The following is a 16,473-nucleotide window of genomic DNA, read 5'->3' as shown; positions in this document are numbered from 1 at the left end:
GTTGGGCATTGCTGGGGCGACATCCCCGCAAGAATGCGTTCTTTTGCTCGCCGTTCCGTTGACGGTGGAAGAGGTCAAAGCCGACCTGATTTCGCTGGACCATCACGATTATGCACGATCAATCGAAGGCGCCGACTTTCTTCTGCCGGAGGCGGTTTTTGAGACACATTTTCGTCCGGTGGCGGACGCCTGGAAAATTTGTCGGCAGCGGGTGGAGCCTCTGGGTGTCAAAATCATCGAAAACGCCTCGTCGGCGGAGGTTCGACGGGTTCTCCGCGACGGATTTCGTACGATTACTATTTTTGGGCATTGGAAAGGACATCAGGTGCTGGCTGGAGACATTATCGATCCAGTGGCAGTCGCAAACCGGCTACAGGACAGCACCGATGAAATGGCGGAATTGATCCGCCAGGCCACGGATTTATCAGCCGTGCAATGCATCGCGGAACAGTCCAGCGCGGAACCAATCAGCACGCGCGCGGCACTGGCCGAACGACTAACGACGGCCATTGAGGCCGAACAGGCGTTGTTCGACCTGGACTTTCAGGGAAGTGATTCTGTTGGCCTGATGCACCAGGAGCTAAGCGAACTCAATCGGCGGGCGATCGATACCTGGCTCGTCGGGACGATGATAAGCGGAAACCGGCTCGAGTTGCGGGACGGATTATTCTCTCCAACACAGGTGGCCGATTTTGGATTCTCCGCGTTTGCTGGTTGCATCCATCTTGCGAATTGTCATTCAACCATTTTGCAGCGGGCGCTGGCATCTCCATCACTCCGCGTTCTGGGGAATGAAGAGATACTCCTCCCCCTCACATTCTTCGAGGTTTACAGCACGGTCATTGCCCTGCTTCGCCCCGGGCGGCCCAGCTACCCTGAATTGTGGCTTGAAGTGTTGGAACGCCTGCGCGGAGCGGAGCCTGATCACGCTCAGCTTTCCTGGAAGGAATGTTTCATCAAGCGTCTATCCGGTTTTCTAAAAAGGTGATCTCAAATGGGCGAGCCACATACGCTTCGCGACGTTCTCCAGCAATTTGACAGCGTGATCGCGCCTGCCGGCGCCACGAAATCCAAAATCGATCGGCAAGCACTCAAGGAGCGGCTCGATGTCGTCGAGCGAAGATGTCAGCAGCAGTATATTATCTGGCTGAGCATTCTCGCGATCGCGTTCATCTTTGCTGTTCTCGTGGTCTGGCTTCTTCTGGACAATCCCAAACATGCAACGGCGGTCATCGGAGCAACTGGCTTGACCGTCGGGACCATTCTTCCGAAGCTCAGGCAGGTCGAGCGCGAAATCTCGCGCATTCGACTGTTCAGCGCGCTTGTTGCCAGCGTCGGTGACGATCAACTGCCCCCCATGATGAAGGTGTTGGTCAACAAGCTTTAATCGTTGACCCACTCATACGCTCGATCGCGATCTCGCGCGTAGAGGCCTATTTTGGTTTCTCAAGACCAACTTTGCAGCTGACCGAGCTAAGATTCGCGAGTAGGTCCCGATGATGCCCGTATCGGTCGGGCATATGATCTTGCCTAATGTCAACCTTGCGCGAGAAGCTGCCGGACGATCTGCATCCTTGAACAGTTTGTCGTCGGCGATTTCAGGGCTTTCTGTCGGGGCCTGGTACGGCAACCTGAGTATTGTCAGTGCCACACCATCAATTCCCGGCGGCTCGATAAAATCGGCCTCCGAGGACTAAGTCATCACAAAGGTTATGGCGGAGAGGGAGGGATTCGAACCCCCGATAGGCTTGCACCTATGCCGCATTTCGAGTGCGGTGCATTCAACCACTCTGCCACCTCTCCTGAAGGCGCCATGTAGAGGCAGGGCCCCTGTGGTTGGGGGCGTTCATAAGCGAGGATGGCGGGCCGGGCAAGGCGCGAAAGGGGAAAATCGGGGGGTTGTTTTGCCGGCTTTCGGGCTGGAGGCGGGGCCGGGGCGAGCGAACGGAGTTCCGGATTCTTGTTTTGAGGCGTTTTCTCGGGGGCGCGCGCCGACGGGACAATCCCCTAGAGGAGAGAACCCTCACCCGCCACGCGCGGGGCGATGCTTGCGCATCGCCCCGGGGCGTGTCGGCCTCTCCCGCGCGCGGGAGAGGCGAAGAACGAAAAACGGGGTGGGACCGCCAGACGCGGTAAACACTGGCGGTCCCGTGCCGCTTCAATCGAAATGCTGGCCAGGAAGGGCGGCTTCGCAGGCCCGCTTGAGGCGACGTCTCGACCCTAGCGAGCGGCTGTCGCGCCGCAACGCAATCCGGTCCTTAACCTAACCGGTCAAGGTTACTCCTTGTCCGCCTTGGCCGACTCCTTGTTGTTTTCCTTGGCCTTTTTCTTCCCGTCCGCGGAATCCCGGTCCTTGCCGTTATCTTTGCCTTGGCCGCTGTCCCTGTGGCGGTTGGTGAAGCGCGCATTGCCGAGGCCGGTGCCGATGGTGAGCACGCCCCAGCGATCGACATCCTGCATGAACGGCACCTCGGAGAGGCCCTGAACCACGCCGTCATTGTGCATCAGGATCGCGGTGTCGTGCTCGCCGATCGCAGGGATGCCCTCGATCAGGCTCGCCGGCAGGTTGAATTTGCTGCTCTCCCAATTGCCGGGCAGATTCTGCGCGCCCTTCTCGATCGAGCCGTCCGCGTTGATGACGCCGGGACAGGCGATGCCGATGAAGGGCGCGAGCTTGAAGCCGTCTTTCTCGGCTTCCGTGATCAGGCCCTTCAGCATCTTGGTGAGCCGCTTCACCGCGCCCTCGCGCGTCGGCTCGTCGTCGGCGTGCCGCCACAGCTCCGACTTCACGACCTTGGCCTTCGAGAGGTCTTTTGCTTTTTTCCAGCCCGTCTCCACCAGGCCGCAGCGGATGTTGGTGCCGCCGATATCGACCGCGAGGATGCTGTCATAGGCCTCGAAAATCCACGACGGCGCCAGATGCAGCGCGCCGATCAGGCCGGCTTCGTCGGGATGATGCCGGATCGGCACCATGTCGATCTTGAAGTCCTCGGCCTTGAGGATGATCTCGGTGCGCGCGATCGCGAGCTCGCCGAGCCGGGAATCGCGGAAGCCGCCGCCGACCACGATGCGCTCGGTCTTGGCCCAGGCTTTCGTCTTCAGGAAGCGGCGGGTGACGTAAGCGAGCTCCTGCGCGAACTCCTCGATCGCGCTGTGCACCACGGCGGAGGCCTCGACGTCGTCGCTGATCAGGATCGCATCCAGCGTCTTCTTGCTGATGTTCTCCGACGGCTCCTTGCCGAACGGGTCCTCGCCGGTCTTGCGCAGCGGCTTGCGCCAGCGGTCGAGAATCTCGCGGAACGCGCCCTTGCTGGCGCGGTCGCCGAGAAAACCGTCCTCGTCCTTGATCTCGATGTTGAAGCTGTCGATGTCGACCGACGGCAGCCGCTCGGCGCCGTGATGGGCGATGCCCGTCGTCTTGACCAGTTCGTCCGTTGCCATGGAAGCCCTTGCCCGAATGCCAGATTGCGGGGACAACGGGACGGGAACCCGTTGGTTGCAACGCGCACCGAGATTCAGCTGAGGGCGCGGAATTGGCCCAAATCCTTCAAATCCGGGCTCTTTTCGGCTGATTTCCTTGACTCTTCGCCCTATCAGGCTATAAGTCCGCACAACCGGCGCGGGGCGTTTCTCGCGCCGCATGTTTTTGCGTGGGTTTTCAAGGGGATAATGCTCTTCAAACCCTTGCCCGCACAAAACGCATAAACCCATCGCGACTGACAAAAAGCCGGCCCCTGACTGATGTCATGAGGCCGGGATTGAACACGAAGGAAAAAAACGATGTTCGCAGTCATCAAAACCGGCGGCAAGCAATACCGCGTCGTGCCGGATGATGTCCTGGAAGTTGGCAAGATCGAAGGCGAAGTCGGCTCGATCGTGCAGTTGAATGAAGTTCTGGTGCTCGGCGGCGACACGCCGGTGCTGGGCGTTCCGACGGTGGCCGGCGCCTCCGTTGCGGTCGAGGTGCTCGACCACAAGCGCGGCCCCAAGGTCATCGCGTTCAAGAAGCGCCGCCGCAAGAATTCGCGCCGCAAGCGCGGCTATCGCGACGAGATCACGGTCCTGCGCATCTCCGAGATCCTGGCTGACGGCGCCAAGCCCACCAAGGGCCCGCGTCCGAAGAAGGAAAAGGTTGCCAAGGAAGCGGCAGCGGAAGCTGCCGAGTAACGGAAACCGATCACGCCCATTCACGAATTGAGGCGTGAGACGTTTTGAAATGATTCCGTCAAGGAATTGACCTAGAGATACGCAGGATTTCGGAGACGAGCCATGGCTCACAAAAAAGCAGGCGGTTCATCGCGCAACGGTCGCGATTCAAAGGGTAAGCGCCTTGGCATCAAGGTGTTCGGCGGGGAGCGCGTGATTCCCGGCAATATCATTGCGCGTCAGCGCGGCACCACCTGGCATCCCGGCCTCAATGTCGGCATGGGCACGGACCACACGCTGTTCGCCAAGATCGAGGGTCGTGTTGAATTCCAGGCCAAAGCCAATGGCCGCACCTTCGTAGCGGTACTCCCGCTTGCAGAGGCTGCTGAATAGACGGTGGATCATTTGGAGTCCGCCGGGTCCTTGACCGAACCGGCGGAGTTCTAGAGATCGAAGAGATCGAAGGCTCCAGGGGAGGCAGGGAAACCGGCCTCCCCTTTCGTTTGTGACTTTGACGGAGCCGGACATGTTGCAGGACTTTTCGAGCGTGACCTTGGCCGAGGCGAGACCCAGCGTCGTCGCCACCGAACGGCTGACCTTGCGGCGGCCGACCCTCGCCGACGTCAACACCATCGCCCGCCTCGCCAACGACCGCCGTGTCGCGGAGAATACCCGCCGCCTTCCCCATCCCTATTCGCAGGACGATGCCGTCGAATTCGTGCGCGCCACTGCCGAGCTCGGCAGCGAGAGCGTGTTCCTGATCGAGCACGACAGCGGGCCGGTCGGCATGGTCGGCATCGACCGCTCCACGCCTGACAATGCCGAGCTCGGCTATTGGCTCGGCGTCGAGCATTGGGGCCAGGGCTTTGCCACCGAGGCCGCGCGCGGCGCCATCGACTTCTTCTTCGAGGAGTTCGAGGACGATCACCTCTATGCAGGGGCGCGCGTCACCAACCCCGCCTCGCGCAACGTGCTGGAGAAGTGCGGCTTCCAATGGAGCGGCGTGCAGCTGCACCGTTTCCTGGCGCTGGGCTCGTCGACACCGGTCGACTGCTTCCGCCTGTCACGCGGCGTGTGGTCGTCGCTGAAGAGCTGGAGCAGTGCGCGGCGGATGAGGTAGGGACTACGCTGGCGGGGTCACGTCTCCGCTCGCGCGGCCCAGATCGCGCTCACGCAGATAGATGTAGAACCCGGCGCCGATGATGATCGCGGCGCCGATGAGGGTGGCGATTTGCGGCACGTCGCCGAACACGACGAAGCCGAAGATCACCGCCCAGACGATCATCGAATATTGGTAGGGCACCACGACGCTCGCCGGCGCGAGCTTGAGCGAGCGGTTGACGCAGAACAGCGCCGTCACCGAGATGCATCCGGCGAGCGCGAAGAACACCAGGCTGCCTGGCGTCGGCGGCACCCAGTGGAAGGCCGAGAGCACGGCGCCCAGCGAGAGCGTGCCGATGAATTGCGAGGACGCCATCACGATGTCGGGCGTCTTGCGCAGGCTGCGGGTGATCAGCATCAAGGTTGCAAAGGAGAGGCTGCCGCCGAGCGCGATCAGCGCCGGCAGGCTCACCATCTGCGCCGACGGCCGCAGCGCGATCAGCACGCCGCAGAACCCGATCAGGATCGCGGTCCAGCGCCGCCAGCCGACCTTCTCGCCCAGAAAGATCGCCGACATTGCGGTGACGAAAATCGGACCGGCGAGATAATAGGTGACGACGTCGGCGAGCGGCAGATAGACCGTCGCCAGGAAGAAGGCGGCGACCTCCAGCGTCGACAGCACGACGCGAACCAGCTGTAGCCGCGGCCGTTCCAGATGCAGGAACAGATGACGCTGCCGCCAGATCATCGGCGACAGCAGCAGCAGCGCCGCGCAGGCGCGCAGGAACAAGAGCTGCCCCACCGAATACGTCCCGACCAGGAATTTGCCCGTGGCGTCGCCGAACGAGAACATGAAGATCGACAGCACCATGAGGCCGATGCCGGCGAGGCGCGCCGAGCGGTCGTCATAGGCGGAGAGATTCTTGAAGAAGGGCATCGAGCGCCGTTTTAATGAAGCAGACCGCCGCGACAAGCCCACGCAAGCCGAATTGAACGGATTGTCGCACCCTTGGCATCGCGGTAGCGATAGGCGGTCCGCGAATAGAGAGCCAAGAAAGAGCTTTAGTCATGACCGACTTCGACCCGGCTCAACACCGCATGATCACGGCGCAACGCTGGTTTGAGGATTTCGTGGTCGGCGAACGCTTCGTGCTGCCGAGCCGGACCCAGACCACCGCCGTGTTCGCGGCCTTCCAGACCGCGAGCGGCGACACCCACCCGGTGCATTACGATGTGGAATATTGCCGCGCCCGCGGCATGCCGCATCTGCTCGCCCACGGCTTCCAGACGCTGATCCACACCGCGCCCGGCGCCGGCCTGTTTCCGTTCATGGTCGAGGAGTCCCTGGTCGGCTTCCTGGAGCAGTCGAGCCAGTTCCTCAAACCCGTCTTCGCCGACGACACGATCTACCCGGCGCTCGAGGTCACCGAGCTGGTGCCGGGCCGCACGACCGGCACGGTGACGCTTCGGAGTACTGTGTTCAACCAGCGCAAGGAGCTGGTGCTGGAGGGCACGCAGAAATTCCTGATCCGGCGCCGGCCGGCGTAAGAAGCGCGCGCCGCGTCATTCGACCACCCGATCCGCGCTCGCGAGCAGCGTTGCGGGCACATCGAGCGACAGCGCCTTGGCGGTCCTGAGGTTCAACGCCAGCTCGAACTTGGAGGCCTGGTAAAACGGGATCTCGCCGGGCGGCGTCCCGCGCAGGATCGCATCGATGTTGTTCGCCGCGCGCTTGTTCAATTCGACGAGGTCGAACGAATAGGTCATGAGACCACCGACATCGACAAAGTCGGCCAGGGGATAGATCGCAGGAAGCGCAATCGAAGCGATCTTTGCCGCGATGATGGCGCGCTTGGTCATGACGTCGGGACTGTCGCCGACCATGATGGCATCGGCCCCATCGGGGCGAATCCTGGCGATGAGATCCTGATAGCTCGCTTCCGTCGTTGGAAAATCGACCAGACACGGGACGACCTCGACCCCAGCCGCTGTTGCAGCCGCACGCACGCTTGGACCTTGCGGACCTTCCCATGCGCCGCGCAAGGTGATGAACGCGAGTCTGCCAAGTTTTGGATACATTTCGCGCAACAGCGCGATGCGCTTGCCATGGATCGACGGACCGGTATCGACGCTGACGCCAGTGAAATTCCCGCCCGGACGCGCGAGACTGGCGGCAAGCCCCTGTGCCACCGGATCGGCCGTCAGCGCCACGACCGGGATCGTCGACGTCGCGCGCTTGAACAGCAACGCGCCGAGCCCGACCACGTAAATCACGTCGGGGTTGCTGCGCACCACCTCCTCGACCAGGGTCGGAGCGCCGGCGCCGGCCTTTTCCGCGCCCCAGCGCTCGACGATGAGATTGTCATCGACGATTTGGCCGAGCCGTCGCAGCTCGGCGAACAGCGCCCGGTAATAGCGATTGTCGCTGTCCTCCTGCATCTGCGCCGACGGCTCCGAAGGACTGTAGATCGCAAGGCGCTTCCTGGCGGCGACCGGCTGCGCACCGGCGCGCGACAGCAGCGCGGCCGCAATTGTGCCCCCGATGAACTCCCGTCGCCGCATGCCAACGCCACTCCCCAGTTCGGTTCCGCTATATCATATCGGGCCGACACGACAGTGCCGGCCGGTTAAGCACGGGACGAAAATCGCTGAAATTTCGGCCGATTTGCGGGCAAACCCGGGTTGCCGCGGGTGTCAGGCTGGCCTACCTATGACCCATGAAATTCCTCGACGAAGCAAAGGTCTATATCCGCTCCGGTGACGGCGGGAACGGCTGCGTGGCGTTCCGCCGCGAGAAGTTCATTGAGTTCGGCGGCCCCTCCGGCGGCAATGGCGGCCGCGGCGGCAACGTCATCATCGAGGTCGCCGACGGCCTCAACACGCTGATCGATTACCGCTACCAGCAGCACTTCAAGGCCCAGAAGGGCGAGAATGGCTCAGGCTCGGACCGCCACGGCGCCAACGGCAAGAACATCGTGCTGAAGGTCCCGCTGGGCACGCAGATCTTCGACGAAGATCGCGAGACGCTGATCCACGACTTCACCAATGTCGGCGAAAAGTTCGTGCTGGCCGAGGGCGGCAATGGCGGCTTCGGCAACGCGCATTTCAAGACCTCGACCAACCGCGCGCCACGCAACGCCAATCCCGGCCAGGTGGGCGAAGAGCGCTGGATCTGGCTGCGGCTGAAACTGATCGCGGATGCCGGCCTCATCGGCATGCCCAATGCCGGCAAGTCGACCTTCCTCTCCAAGGTCAGCGCTGCCAAGCCGAAGATCGCGGATTATCCCTTCACCACGCTGCATCCGCAGCTCGGTGTCGTGAATGCCGACGGCCGTGAATTCGTGCTCGCCGACATTCCCGGCCTGATCGAGGGCGCGCATGAAGGCACTGGCCTCGGTGACCGCTTCCTCGGCCATGTCGAGCGCTGCCGCGTGCTGCTGCATCTGGTCGACGCCACCTGCGAGCACGCCGGCAAGGCCTACAAGACCGTCCGCAAGGAGCTCGACGCCTATGGCGGGCTGCTCACCGACAAGATCGAGATCGTCGCGCTCAACAAGATCGACGCCGTCGAGCCGGACGAGCTGAAGAAGCAGAAGGACCGGCTGAAGCGCGCGGCCAAGAAGACGCCGTTGCTGATGTCCGGCGCGACCGGCCAGGGCGTCAAGGAAGCGCTGCGCGCGCTGGTCGCGGTGATCGGCGAAAGCCCTGTCTCGGCCAAGGCCAAGAGCGCGGCCGAAGCGGAGCCGTGGTCGGCGTAGCCGTCGTCCCTGCGAACGCAGGAACCCATACCGCGTGATCTCTCGATTGCGGATAGCTGCAGTCTCACACGACCAGTCTTCGCCAAACCTCTCCCTGTGGTTATGGGTCCCTGCTTTCGCAGGGACGACAGCGGAGTGTGAGGTTGCTGGCGTACGCATCACTAGCTTGTCATCGCAACCGCGATAGCGCAGCATCGAACAATCAAGAAATGACCGGAGCGATAGGCATGGCGCGCGCGAAGAACGTTCTCTGGATCATGTGCGACCAGCTTCGCTATGATTATCTCGGCTGCACCGGCCATCCCACGTTGAAGACGCCGAACATCGACGCCATGGCGAAGCATGGCGTGCTGTTCTCGAAGGCCTATGTGCAATCGCCGATCTGCGGCCCGTCGCGGATGTCGTTCTACACCGGCCGCTACATGCGCTCGCACGGCTCGCACTGGAACGGCTGGCCCTTGCGCGTCGGCGAGCCGACGCTCGGCGATCACCTCAAGAAGATCGGCGTGCGCAACGTGCTGGTCGGCAAGACCCATATGGCGCCTGATCTCGAAGGCATGAAGGCGCTCGGCATTCCGCCGGAATCCGTCATTGGCGTGCACGTCGCCGAATGCGGCTTCGAGCCCTATGAGCGCGACGACGGCCTGCATCCGACCGGCCGCCCGCGGCCGAAATACGACGAGTATCTGCGTCAGCAAGGTTTTGAAGCCCCCAATCCCTGGGAGCATTGGGCGAACTCAGGTGCGGCGGAAGACGGCTCGTTGCAGAACGGCTGGCTGCTGGTGCACGCCGACAAGGCCGCGCGCGTGCCGGACGAGCATTCCGAGACGCCCTACATGACGCGGCGCGCGATGGATTTCATCAGCGAGGCCGAGACCGATGGCCGGCCGTGGTGCCTGCATCTGTCCTACATCAAGCCGCACTGGCCCTACATCGCGCCCGAGCCTTACGCCAGCATGTATTCGACTGAAGACATGATCCCGGTGATCCGCTCCGAACGCGAGCGGCAGAATCCCCATCCGGTGTTCGGCGCCTACATGGACATGCGCTACTCCCGCAACATGGCGCGCGATGAGGCCCGCGAGAAGGTGATCCCGACCTATATGGGCCTGATCACCCAGATCGACGACCAGATGGGCGTGCTGATGAGGTTCTTGGAGGAGCGCGGCCTTACGGAAGCCACCATGATCGTGTTCACCTCCGATCACGGCGACTATCTCGGCGATCACTGGATGGGCGAGAAGGACCTTTTCCACGAGCAGTCGGCGAAGATCCCGCTGATCATCATCGACCCATCGCAAGAAGCGGACGCCACGCGCGGCACACGCAGCGATGCGCTGGTCGAAGGCATCGATCTCGCGCCGACCTTCGTCGATTATTTCGGCGGCAAGGTGCCGGGCCACATCCTCGAAGGGCGCTCGTTGCTCCCGCTGCTGCGCGGCTCGACGCCGGCTGATTGGCGCAAGGTGGCGTTCTCCGAATACGATTACGCCATGCAGGACGTGCGGCTGAAGCTGAACCAGCCGATCGAACGCTGTCGTCTGTTCATGGTGTTCGATGGCCGCTGGAAATACATCCACGCCTCCGGCTTCCGCCCGATGCTGTATGATCTTGAAGCCGATCCGCAGGAATACGTCGATCGCGGCGATGACCCTGAATGCGCCGCGATCATCGCACGGCTCCAGGCCGAGCTGTTCGACTGGGCGCTGCATCCCAACGACCACATCACCACGCCGCGCGAAAAAATCGCGAACTATGCGGACAGCCAGCTCCAGGTGAAGGGCGGGATTCTGATCGGCATCTGGGACGAAGCCGAACTCGCTGCGATCAAGGACGGCATCGCGCAACGCGCAAAGATGTGAGCTGCTCTTCCATCTCCCCGTAGGCGGGGCGAGGGAGAAGACCTCAATTCTCGATCTTGTATCCCGTTGCCTTCACGATCGGCTGCCAGAACGCCGTGTTGGCGGCGAGCTCCTTGGTCAGCCCATCGGCGCTGCTGCCGACCGGAATCAGCCCGATCGCTGTGAGCTTCTCCTTCACGTCGGGCTTGGCAAGCGCGGCGGCTGCGGCCGCGCCGAGCTTGCTCGCGAACTCCGGCGGGCTGCCGGCGGGAAGCCACATGCCGTACCAGGCGTCCGCCACGAGATCGATGCCGCTTTCCTTCAGCGTCGGCACCTCGGGAGCGAACGGCGAGCGTTCCGCACTCGAGATGGCGATGATCCTCACGCCCTTGGCGCGATGCTGCGGCAGCGCGTCCGCCACCGTGGTAATCCCGAAAGAAATGTGGCCGCCGATGATGTCGTTGAGGATCGGCGCGCTGCCGCGATAGGGCACGCGCGTCAGGGGAATGCCGAGATCCCTTTCCAGCTTGGAGCCGGCGAAGTGCGGAATGGTGCCGTTGCTCGGCACGCCGAACGAGGTGTTGTCGGGATGCGCCTTCAGCCAGGCGACGAATCCCTTGAAGTCAGAGACGTCCATGGCTGGGCCAACCACCAGCGCGAATTCGAACCGCGCCAGCAACGACACCGGCATGAAATCCTTCGCGGTGTCGAAGCTCGGCGTCGTCTCTACCATCGGCAGCAGGTACATGGTGGGCCCTGTCGTCACCAGCACCATGCTGCCGTCGGGGCTCGCGCCCTTCACCGCTTTGATGCCGATCAGGCCGTCGCCGCCGGTGCGGTTTTCGACCACGACGGTCCGCTGCAGCATCGGGGCTATTTCCTGCGCGACCAAGCGGCACAGCGTGTCGCCGCCGGCTCCTGCCGCAAACGGGAAGATGATCTTTGTCAGCCCGGCCTGCGCCTCCGCCTCGCCCGCCTGCGCCAATAGCGGTAACCCGAGACATCCGGCCATGAATTTACGGCGATCCATTCGTTTCCTCGTCCAGCCCGTTGTTGGTTGGCGGCATTAGAACCGGGCCAGCGCCCAAAACAAGACCGACCTTCGCCGTTTACCGGGCCTGCCGCCTTGCGCCGGCCATCGTCCTGCTGCAAAAGCAGCCTCATCGGCGCCGCCTGTCGCTCCGCCGTTTCCTGAGCAATTTCGCCGTACGCGCCAGCATATACGAACATGGCAAGCCCCGAACTCAGTCAATTCCGCCGCATCGTCGTCAAGGTCGGCTCCGCGCTGCTGGTCGATTCCGACCGGGGCGAGGTGCGGGCGTCGTGGCTGGCTGCGCTCGCCGACGACATGGCGAAGCTGCACAAGGAGGGCCGCGACGTCCTCGTGGTGTCCTCCGGCTCGATCGCGCTCGGCCGCAGCCGGCTCAAATTGCCGCGCGGGCCGCTGAAGCTGGAGGAAAGCCAGGCGGCCGCCGCTGTCGGCCAGATCGCGCTGGCGCGGATCTGGTCGGAGGTGCTCGGCGCTCACGGTATCGGCGCCGGACAGATTCTGGTGACGCTCCAGGATACCGAGGAGCGTCGACGTTATCTCAATGCCCGCTCCACTATCGGCAAGCTGCTGGAATGGCGCGCGATCCCCGTGATCAACGAGAACGATACGGTCGCCACCACCGAGATCCGCTACGGCGACAATGACCGCCTCGCGGCGCGCGTCGCCACCATGGCGAGCGCTGATCTCTTGGTGCTGCTGTCCGACATCGACGGGCTCTACGACGCCCCGCCGAAAAACAATCCCAACGCAAAGCTGATCCCGGTGGTCGAGAGCATCACCTCGGAGATCGAGGCGGTGGCTGGAGACGCCGAGTCCGAGCTGTCGCGCGGCGGCATGCGCACCAAGGTCGAGGCGGCCAAGATCGCCACGACGGGCGGCACGCACATGCTGATTGCATCAGGCAAGATCGAGCATCCCTTGCAGGCGATCGCCAATGGCGGCCGCTGCACCTGGTTCCTGACCCCGGCCAATCCCATCACCTCGCGAAAACGCTGGATCGCCGGCACGCTGGAGCCGAAGGGGACGCTGACCATCGATGCGGGCGCCGTGACGGCGCTGCGCGCCGGCGCCAGCCTGCTGCCGGCCGGCGTGATCAAGGTCGAGGGCCAGTTCGCCCGCGGCGACGCCGTGATCGTCCGCGGCCCCGACACCAGCGAAGTCGGCCGCGGCTTGATCGCCTATGACGCCGAGGTCGCCGAGCGGATCAAGGGCCGCTCGTCCCCGGACGTGATGCTCATCCTTGGCATCAGCGGCCGTTCGGAGATGATCCACCGCGACGATCTGGTGGTGGGCGGGTAAGGGCCGAAGAGCGGCCGAACCGTCATGCCGGGCTTGTCCCGGCCGCCGGAAGCTGGGCCAGTGGCCGAGCCCAGCAGCCGTCTCCCGAAGCCCTGCCATACCCTCCCTGCCCTTCGCAAAAGCGGGATTTCCATGCTAGGACACCGCCTTAGCAGAAGGTTGAACTCCCATGGCCGCCCCTCTCAAAGCCGTCGACGGCAATGCCGATCTTCAGGCGCTGATGTCCGATCTCGCCACCCGTGCCCGCGCCGCCGCGCGCGTGCTGGCGCTGGCGCCGCCGGAGCAGAAGAACCGGGCGCTTGAGGCCATGGAGCGCGCGATCCGCAAGCATGCCGCTGCGATCCTCGCCGCCAATGCCGAAGACGTCGCGGAAGCTCGCGCCTCCGGCAACGCGACCTCCGCCTTCATCGATCGCCTGACGCTGACGCCGGCGCGGGTTGAGGGCATGGCCGAAGGCATCGCAATCGTGCGCGGCATTGCCGATCCCGTCGGCATCGTCACCGAAAGCTGGCAGCGGCCGAACGGCATGACCATCGAGCGTGTGCGTGTGCCGCTCGGCGTCGTCGGCGTGATTTTCGAGAGCCGCCCCAACGTTGCGGCGGACGCCGGCGTGCTCTGTTTGAAGTCGGGCAATGCCGTGATCCTGCGCGGCGGCTCCGACAGTTTCCGCTCCTGCCGCGCGATCCACGAATGTCTCGTCCAGGGGCTGCGCGAAGCGGGACTTCCCGAAGCTGCGATCACGCTGGTGCCGACGCGCGACCGTGCGGCCGTTGGCATGATGCTATCGGGATTGAACGGTTCGATTGACGTGATCGTGCCGCGTGGCGGCAAGAGCCTCGTCGCGCGCGTCGAGCAGGAAGCGCGGGTGCCCGTGTTCGCGCATCTCGAAGGCGTCAACCACGTCTATGTCGATGCCAGTGCCGACCTCGCCATGGCGAAGGAGATCGTGCTCAACGCCAAGATGCGCCGCACCGGCGTCTGTGGCGCGGCCGAAACGCTGCTGGTCGATCGCGCTGCTGCCGGCAAGACTCTGAAGCCGCTGGTCGAGATGCTGCTCGAGGCCGGCTGCGAAGTGCGCGGTGACGACGCCGTGCAGAAAGCCGACGCGCGCGTTAAACCCGCCAGCGAAGATGATTGGGACACCGAATATCTCGACGCGATCATCGCCGCGAAGGTGGTCGACGGCGTTGACGGCGCGATCGCGCACATCCAGGACCACGGCTCGCACCACACCGATGCGATCGTGAGCGAGAACGACGCAGCTGCAAAGAAATTCCTCAGCGAAGTCGATTCAGCGATCGTGCTGCACAACGCCTCGACCCAGTTCGCCGATGGCGGCGAGTTCGGCTTCGGCGCCGAGATCGGCATCGCCACCGGCCGCTTCCACGCCCGTGGTCCTGTTGGTGCCGAGCAATTGACGAGTTTCAAATATCGCGTTCATGGCACAGGACAGACGCGGCCGTAAGGCATGGCGCGAGGCGCGGGGCATTGAGTAACAATTTCGTCGCGCCACGCTTCGTGGCGCAGGCCATCCCGCCCTACACCGAAGGCATGCGCATCGGCCTGCTCGGTGGCTCGTTCAATCCGCCGCACCAGGCGCATCGCGCCATCAGTCAGTTCGCGCTGAAGCGCCTTCAGCTCGATCGCGTCTGGTGGCTGGTCACGCCAGGGAATCCGCTCAAGGAGAACGGCAACCTGCATGAACTCGGCGAGCGCATGCAGGCAGCGCGCGACGTCGCCAACGATTCCAGGATCGAGGTGAGCTGTCTCGAATCCGTCATTCGCACCCGCTATACTATCGACACGATCAACACCTTGCGCCGCCGTCTCAGTGGCTTGCGCTTTGTCTGGATTATGGGCGCCGACAACCTCGCTCAATTCCACCGTTGGCAGCATTGGCGGCGCATCGCCGACCAGGTGCCGATGGCGGTCATCGATCGCCCGCCGCAGAGTTTTCGCGCCCTCGCCTCCCCCGCCGCCCAGGCGCTTGCGCGCTATCGCCTGCCGGAGAATGAGGCAGCCTTGCTTGCGGATCGGCCGGCGCCGGCCTGGGTCTTCTTGACCGGATTGAAGCTCAACCTCTCCTCGACGGGCTTGCGGAACCTGGACGGGAGCTGGAAAGGTACGAAGTGAGACGGAGTGTGGGGATTTACGGGCTCTCTGGCATATTGAAACCCTTAACCCCACATGATGTAGTGTAGCCAGTGGGCGCCGGATTCGGCGTTCGCGATACAGTGAAAGGAATGGTCCCTGACCACATCTGTATTGTCCAAGTCTGTTTTACCCAAGGGTGCTAAGCCTACGCGTAAAACATCGACCCAAGCTGCGGCCTTGAAGGCGCAACCCGACGCCGACAAGACGCTGAGCCTGATCCTCTCCCGCCTCGAGGACATGAAGGCGGAAGAGACGGTCACCATCGACCTTCGCGGCAAATCGGCATACTCCGACTACATGATCGTCACCACGGGCCGTGCGAACCGGCACGTTGGCGCGATCGCGGAGAACGTGACGAAGAGCCTCAAGGAAACCGGCATCAAGAACGTCCATGTCGAGGGCTTGCCCAATTGCGACTGGGTGCTGATCGATTCCGGCGATGTGATCGTGCACGTGTTCAGACCCGAGGTCCGCGAGTTCTACAATCTCGAGAGATTGTACACGCAGGGCCCAGGGGCGGCGAAGGCGATCTAGGCCTACTTGGCCGATTTCGAATCGGCTGACGCGCATGCTAGCGTCGTGCGCGCGCGGAATGCGCGCGGTCATGAAAACACGACTCCGAGACCTCATGCGTGTTGCAGTCATTGCGGTGGGCCGGCTGAAGCAGGGCCCCGAACGGGAGCTTGCCGACCGCTATTTCGAGCGGTTCGACGAGGCAGGCCGCAAGCTCGGATTCCGCGAGCTGACCATCCACGAAATCCCCGAGAGCCGCGCGCGCGACACCGCAACCCGCATGGCCGAAGAGGCCGCGGCGATATCAGCGCATATTCCCGATAAATCGATTCTGGTGGCGATGGACGAGCGCGGACAAAACCTCGATTCCACCGTATTCGCACGGAATCTCGGACGCTGGCGCGACGAGGGCGCCGGTCATACTATCTTCGTGATCGGAGGGGCGGACGGACTTTCGCCCGAATTGCGCCGTAAGGCCAAGTTCGCGATCGCGTTCGGCTCTGCGACCTGGCCGCATCAAATGGTCCGCGTCATGCTTCTGGAACAGCTGTATCGGGCCGCCACCATTCTGGCCGGCCACCCCTATCATCGCGCGTGATTCGCGCCCACA

Annotated in this window: 17 protein-coding genes and 1 tRNA gene; 13 read left to right on the top strand and 5 right to left on the bottom strand. The window is 63.3% G+C overall.

Annotated elements, in window-relative coordinates; all coding sequences use genetic code 11:
* The first annotated feature begins 1 nt into the window (after window position 1).
* Window positions 2-988 (top strand): hypothetical protein, encoded by a 987-nt coding sequence (locus tag L6639_RS10295; protein ID WP_237861261.1) that lies wholly within the window; start codon window positions 2-4, stop codon window positions 986-988.
* Window positions 989-994: 6 nt separating this feature from the next.
* Window positions 995-1,387: a hypothetical protein gene (locus L6639_RS10290; RefSeq protein ID WP_237861260.1), complete on the top strand. Its 393-nt coding sequence runs from the start codon at window positions 995-997 to the stop codon at window positions 1,385-1,387.
* A gap of 326 nt (window positions 1,388-1,713) precedes the next feature.
* Here the strand turns inward: L6639_RS10290 and L6639_RS10285 are convergent.
* Both L6639_RS10285 and L6639_RS10280 read right to left on the bottom strand, forming a co-directional pair.
* Window positions 1,714-1,803, bottom strand: a tRNA-Ser gene (locus tag L6639_RS10285).
* A gap of 474 nt (window positions 1,804-2,277) precedes the next feature.
* Window positions 2,278-3,441, bottom strand: a complete 1,164-nt coding sequence (locus L6639_RS10280) for an ROK family protein (RefSeq protein ID WP_237861259.1) — start codon at window positions 3,439-3,441, stop codon at window positions 2,278-2,280.
* 339 nt (window positions 3,442-3,780) lie between these two features.
* Here L6639_RS10280 and rplU point away from each other — a divergent pair, with 339 nt between their 5' ends.
* The 3 genes from rplU (at window position 3,781) to L6639_RS10265 (ending at window position 5,266) form a co-directional block, all read left to right on the top strand.
* On the top strand, window positions 3,781-4,167 hold the full coding sequence (rplU, locus tag L6639_RS10275) for a 50S ribosomal protein L21 (RefSeq protein WP_237861258.1): 387 nt from the start codon (window positions 3,781-3,783) through the stop codon (window positions 4,165-4,167).
* A 102-nt stretch (window positions 4,168-4,269) separates the two neighbouring features.
* Window positions 4,270-4,539 carry a 50S ribosomal protein L27 gene (rpmA, locus tag L6639_RS10270; RefSeq protein ID WP_092234086.1) on the top strand — a complete coding sequence of 90 codons (270 nt, stop codon included), beginning with the start codon at window positions 4,270-4,272 and terminating at the stop codon, window positions 4,537-4,539.
* Window positions 4,540-4,672: 133 nt separating this feature from the next.
* Window positions 4,673-5,266 (top strand): GNAT family N-acetyltransferase, encoded by a 594-nt coding sequence (locus L6639_RS10265; protein ID WP_237861257.1) that lies wholly within the window; start codon window positions 4,673-4,675, stop codon window positions 5,264-5,266.
* A 3-nt stretch (window positions 5,267-5,269) separates the two neighbouring features.
* On the opposite strand, the gene L6639_RS10260 is transcribed toward L6639_RS10265, so the two are convergent.
* Window positions 5,270-6,184, bottom strand: a complete 915-nt coding sequence (locus L6639_RS10260) for a DMT family transporter (protein WP_237861255.1) — start codon at window positions 6,182-6,184, stop codon at window positions 5,270-5,272.
* A 131-nt stretch (window positions 6,185-6,315) separates the two neighbouring features.
* On the opposite strand from L6639_RS10260, the gene L6639_RS10255 reads away from it, so the two are divergent.
* On the top strand, window positions 6,316-6,795 hold the full coding sequence (locus L6639_RS10255) for a MaoC family dehydratase (protein WP_237861254.1): 480 nt from the start codon (window positions 6,316-6,318) through the stop codon (window positions 6,793-6,795).
* Window positions 6,796-6,810: 15 nt separating this feature from the next.
* Here the strand turns inward: L6639_RS10255 and L6639_RS10250 are convergent, their stop codons facing one another.
* Complete coding sequence (locus L6639_RS10250; protein ID WP_237861253.1) at window positions 6,811-7,809, bottom strand: ABC transporter substrate-binding protein; 999 nt, start codon at window positions 7,807-7,809, stop codon at window positions 6,811-6,813.
* A gap of 155 nt (window positions 7,810-7,964) precedes the next feature.
* Between L6639_RS10250 and obgE the strand changes: the two genes are divergently transcribed.
* Complete coding sequence (gene obgE / locus L6639_RS10245; protein ID WP_237861252.1) at window positions 7,965-9,005, top strand: GTPase ObgE; 1,041 nt, start codon at window positions 7,965-7,967, stop codon at window positions 9,003-9,005.
* Window positions 9,006-9,232: 227 nt separating this feature from the next.
* The gene (locus tag L6639_RS10240; protein WP_237861251.1) at window positions 9,233-10,867 is read left to right on the top strand and encodes an alkaline phosphatase family protein; all 1,635 of its coding nucleotides are present in this window, start codon (window positions 9,233-9,235) and stop codon (window positions 10,865-10,867) included.
* Window positions 10,868-10,910: 43 nt separating this feature from the next.
* Here L6639_RS10240 and L6639_RS10235 read toward each other — a convergent pair whose 3' ends face one another.
* On the bottom strand, window positions 10,911-11,876 hold the full coding sequence (locus L6639_RS10235) for a Bug family tripartite tricarboxylate transporter substrate binding protein (RefSeq protein WP_237861250.1): 966 nt from the start codon (window positions 11,874-11,876) through the stop codon (window positions 10,911-10,913).
* A gap of 198 nt (window positions 11,877-12,074) precedes the next feature.
* Here L6639_RS10235 and proB point away from each other — a divergent pair, with 198 nt between their 5' ends.
* From proB to rlmH, 5 genes are all read left to right on the top strand, one after another.
* Window positions 12,075-13,196, top strand: a complete 1,122-nt coding sequence (proB, locus tag L6639_RS10230) for a glutamate 5-kinase (protein ID WP_237861249.1) — start codon at window positions 12,075-12,077, stop codon at window positions 13,194-13,196.
* Window positions 13,197-13,365: 169 nt separating this feature from the next.
* Window positions 13,366-14,661, top strand: a complete 1,296-nt coding sequence (locus tag L6639_RS10225) for a glutamate-5-semialdehyde dehydrogenase (protein ID WP_237861248.1) — start codon at window positions 13,366-13,368, stop codon at window positions 14,659-14,661.
* A gap of 23 nt (window positions 14,662-14,684) precedes the next feature.
* Complete coding sequence (locus L6639_RS10220; protein ID WP_237861247.1) at window positions 14,685-15,329, top strand: nicotinate-nucleotide adenylyltransferase; 645 nt, start codon at window positions 14,685-14,687, stop codon at window positions 15,327-15,329.
* Between the two features lie 198 nt (window positions 15,330-15,527).
* Entirely contained in the window at window positions 15,528-15,884 is a 357-nt protein-coding gene (rsfS, locus tag L6639_RS10215; RefSeq protein ID WP_237861245.1) for a ribosome silencing factor, read from the top strand.
* A 94-nt stretch (window positions 15,885-15,978) separates the two neighbouring features.
* Window positions 15,979-16,461 carry a 23S rRNA (pseudouridine(1915)-N(3))-methyltransferase RlmH gene (rlmH, locus tag L6639_RS10210; RefSeq protein WP_237861244.1) on the top strand — a complete coding sequence of 161 codons (483 nt, stop codon included), beginning with the start codon at window positions 15,979-15,981 and terminating at the stop codon, window positions 16,459-16,461.
* Window positions 16,462-16,473 lie beyond the last annotated feature (12 nt).

Origin of the sequence: Bradyrhizobium zhengyangense (assembly GCF_022012555.1) — a bacterium.
Taxonomy (GTDB): domain Bacteria; phylum Pseudomonadota; class Alphaproteobacteria; order Rhizobiales; family Xanthobacteraceae; genus Bradyrhizobium; species Bradyrhizobium zhengyangense.
This window is presented reverse-complemented; position numbering and strand designations above follow the sequence as displayed.

Excerpts from the sequence above, each read along its gene's own strand:
- L6639_RS10235 (WP_237861250.1), bottom strand. The coding sequence starts at position 11,876 with ATGGATCGCCGTAAATTCATGGCCGGATGTCTCGGGTTACCGCTATTG.
- rpmA (WP_092234086.1), top strand. The coding sequence starts at position 4,270 with ATGGCTCACAAAAAAGCAGGCGGTTCATCGCGCAACGGTCGCGATTCA.
- L6639_RS10240 (WP_237861251.1), top strand. The coding sequence starts at position 9,233 with ATGGCGCGCGCGAAGAACGTTCTCTGGATCATGTGCGACCAGCTTCGC.
- rlmH (WP_237861244.1), top strand. The coding sequence starts at position 15,979 with ATGCGTGTTGCAGTCATTGCGGTGGGCCGGCTGAAGCAGGGCCCCGAA.
- obgE (WP_237861252.1), top strand. The coding sequence starts at position 7,965 with ATGAAATTCCTCGACGAAGCAAAGGTCTATATCCGCTCCGGTGACGGC.
- L6639_RS10280 (WP_237861259.1), bottom strand. The coding sequence starts at position 3,441 with ATGGCAACGGACGAACTGGTCAAGACGACGGGCATCGCCCATCACGGC.
- L6639_RS10250 (WP_237861253.1), bottom strand. The coding sequence starts at position 7,809 with ATGCGGCGACGGGAGTTCATCGGGGGCACAATTGCGGCCGCGCTGCTG.
- L6639_RS10290 (WP_237861260.1), top strand. The coding sequence starts at position 995 with ATGGGCGAGCCACATACGCTTCGCGACGTTCTCCAGCAATTTGACAGC.
- rplU (WP_237861258.1), top strand. The coding sequence starts at position 3,781 with ATGTTCGCAGTCATCAAAACCGGCGGCAAGCAATACCGCGTCGTGCCG.
- L6639_RS10265 (WP_237861257.1), top strand. The coding sequence starts at position 4,673 with ATGTTGCAGGACTTTTCGAGCGTGACCTTGGCCGAGGCGAGACCCAGC.
- L6639_RS10225 (WP_237861248.1), top strand. The coding sequence starts at position 13,366 with ATGGCCGCCCCTCTCAAAGCCGTCGACGGCAATGCCGATCTTCAGGCG.
- L6639_RS10260 (WP_237861255.1), bottom strand. The coding sequence starts at position 6,184 with ATGCCCTTCTTCAAGAATCTCTCCGCCTATGACGACCGCTCGGCGCGC.
- L6639_RS10255 (WP_237861254.1), top strand. The coding sequence starts at position 6,316 with ATGACCGACTTCGACCCGGCTCAACACCGCATGATCACGGCGCAACGC.
- proB (WP_237861249.1), top strand. The coding sequence starts at position 12,075 with ATGGCAAGCCCCGAACTCAGTCAATTCCGCCGCATCGTCGTCAAGGTC.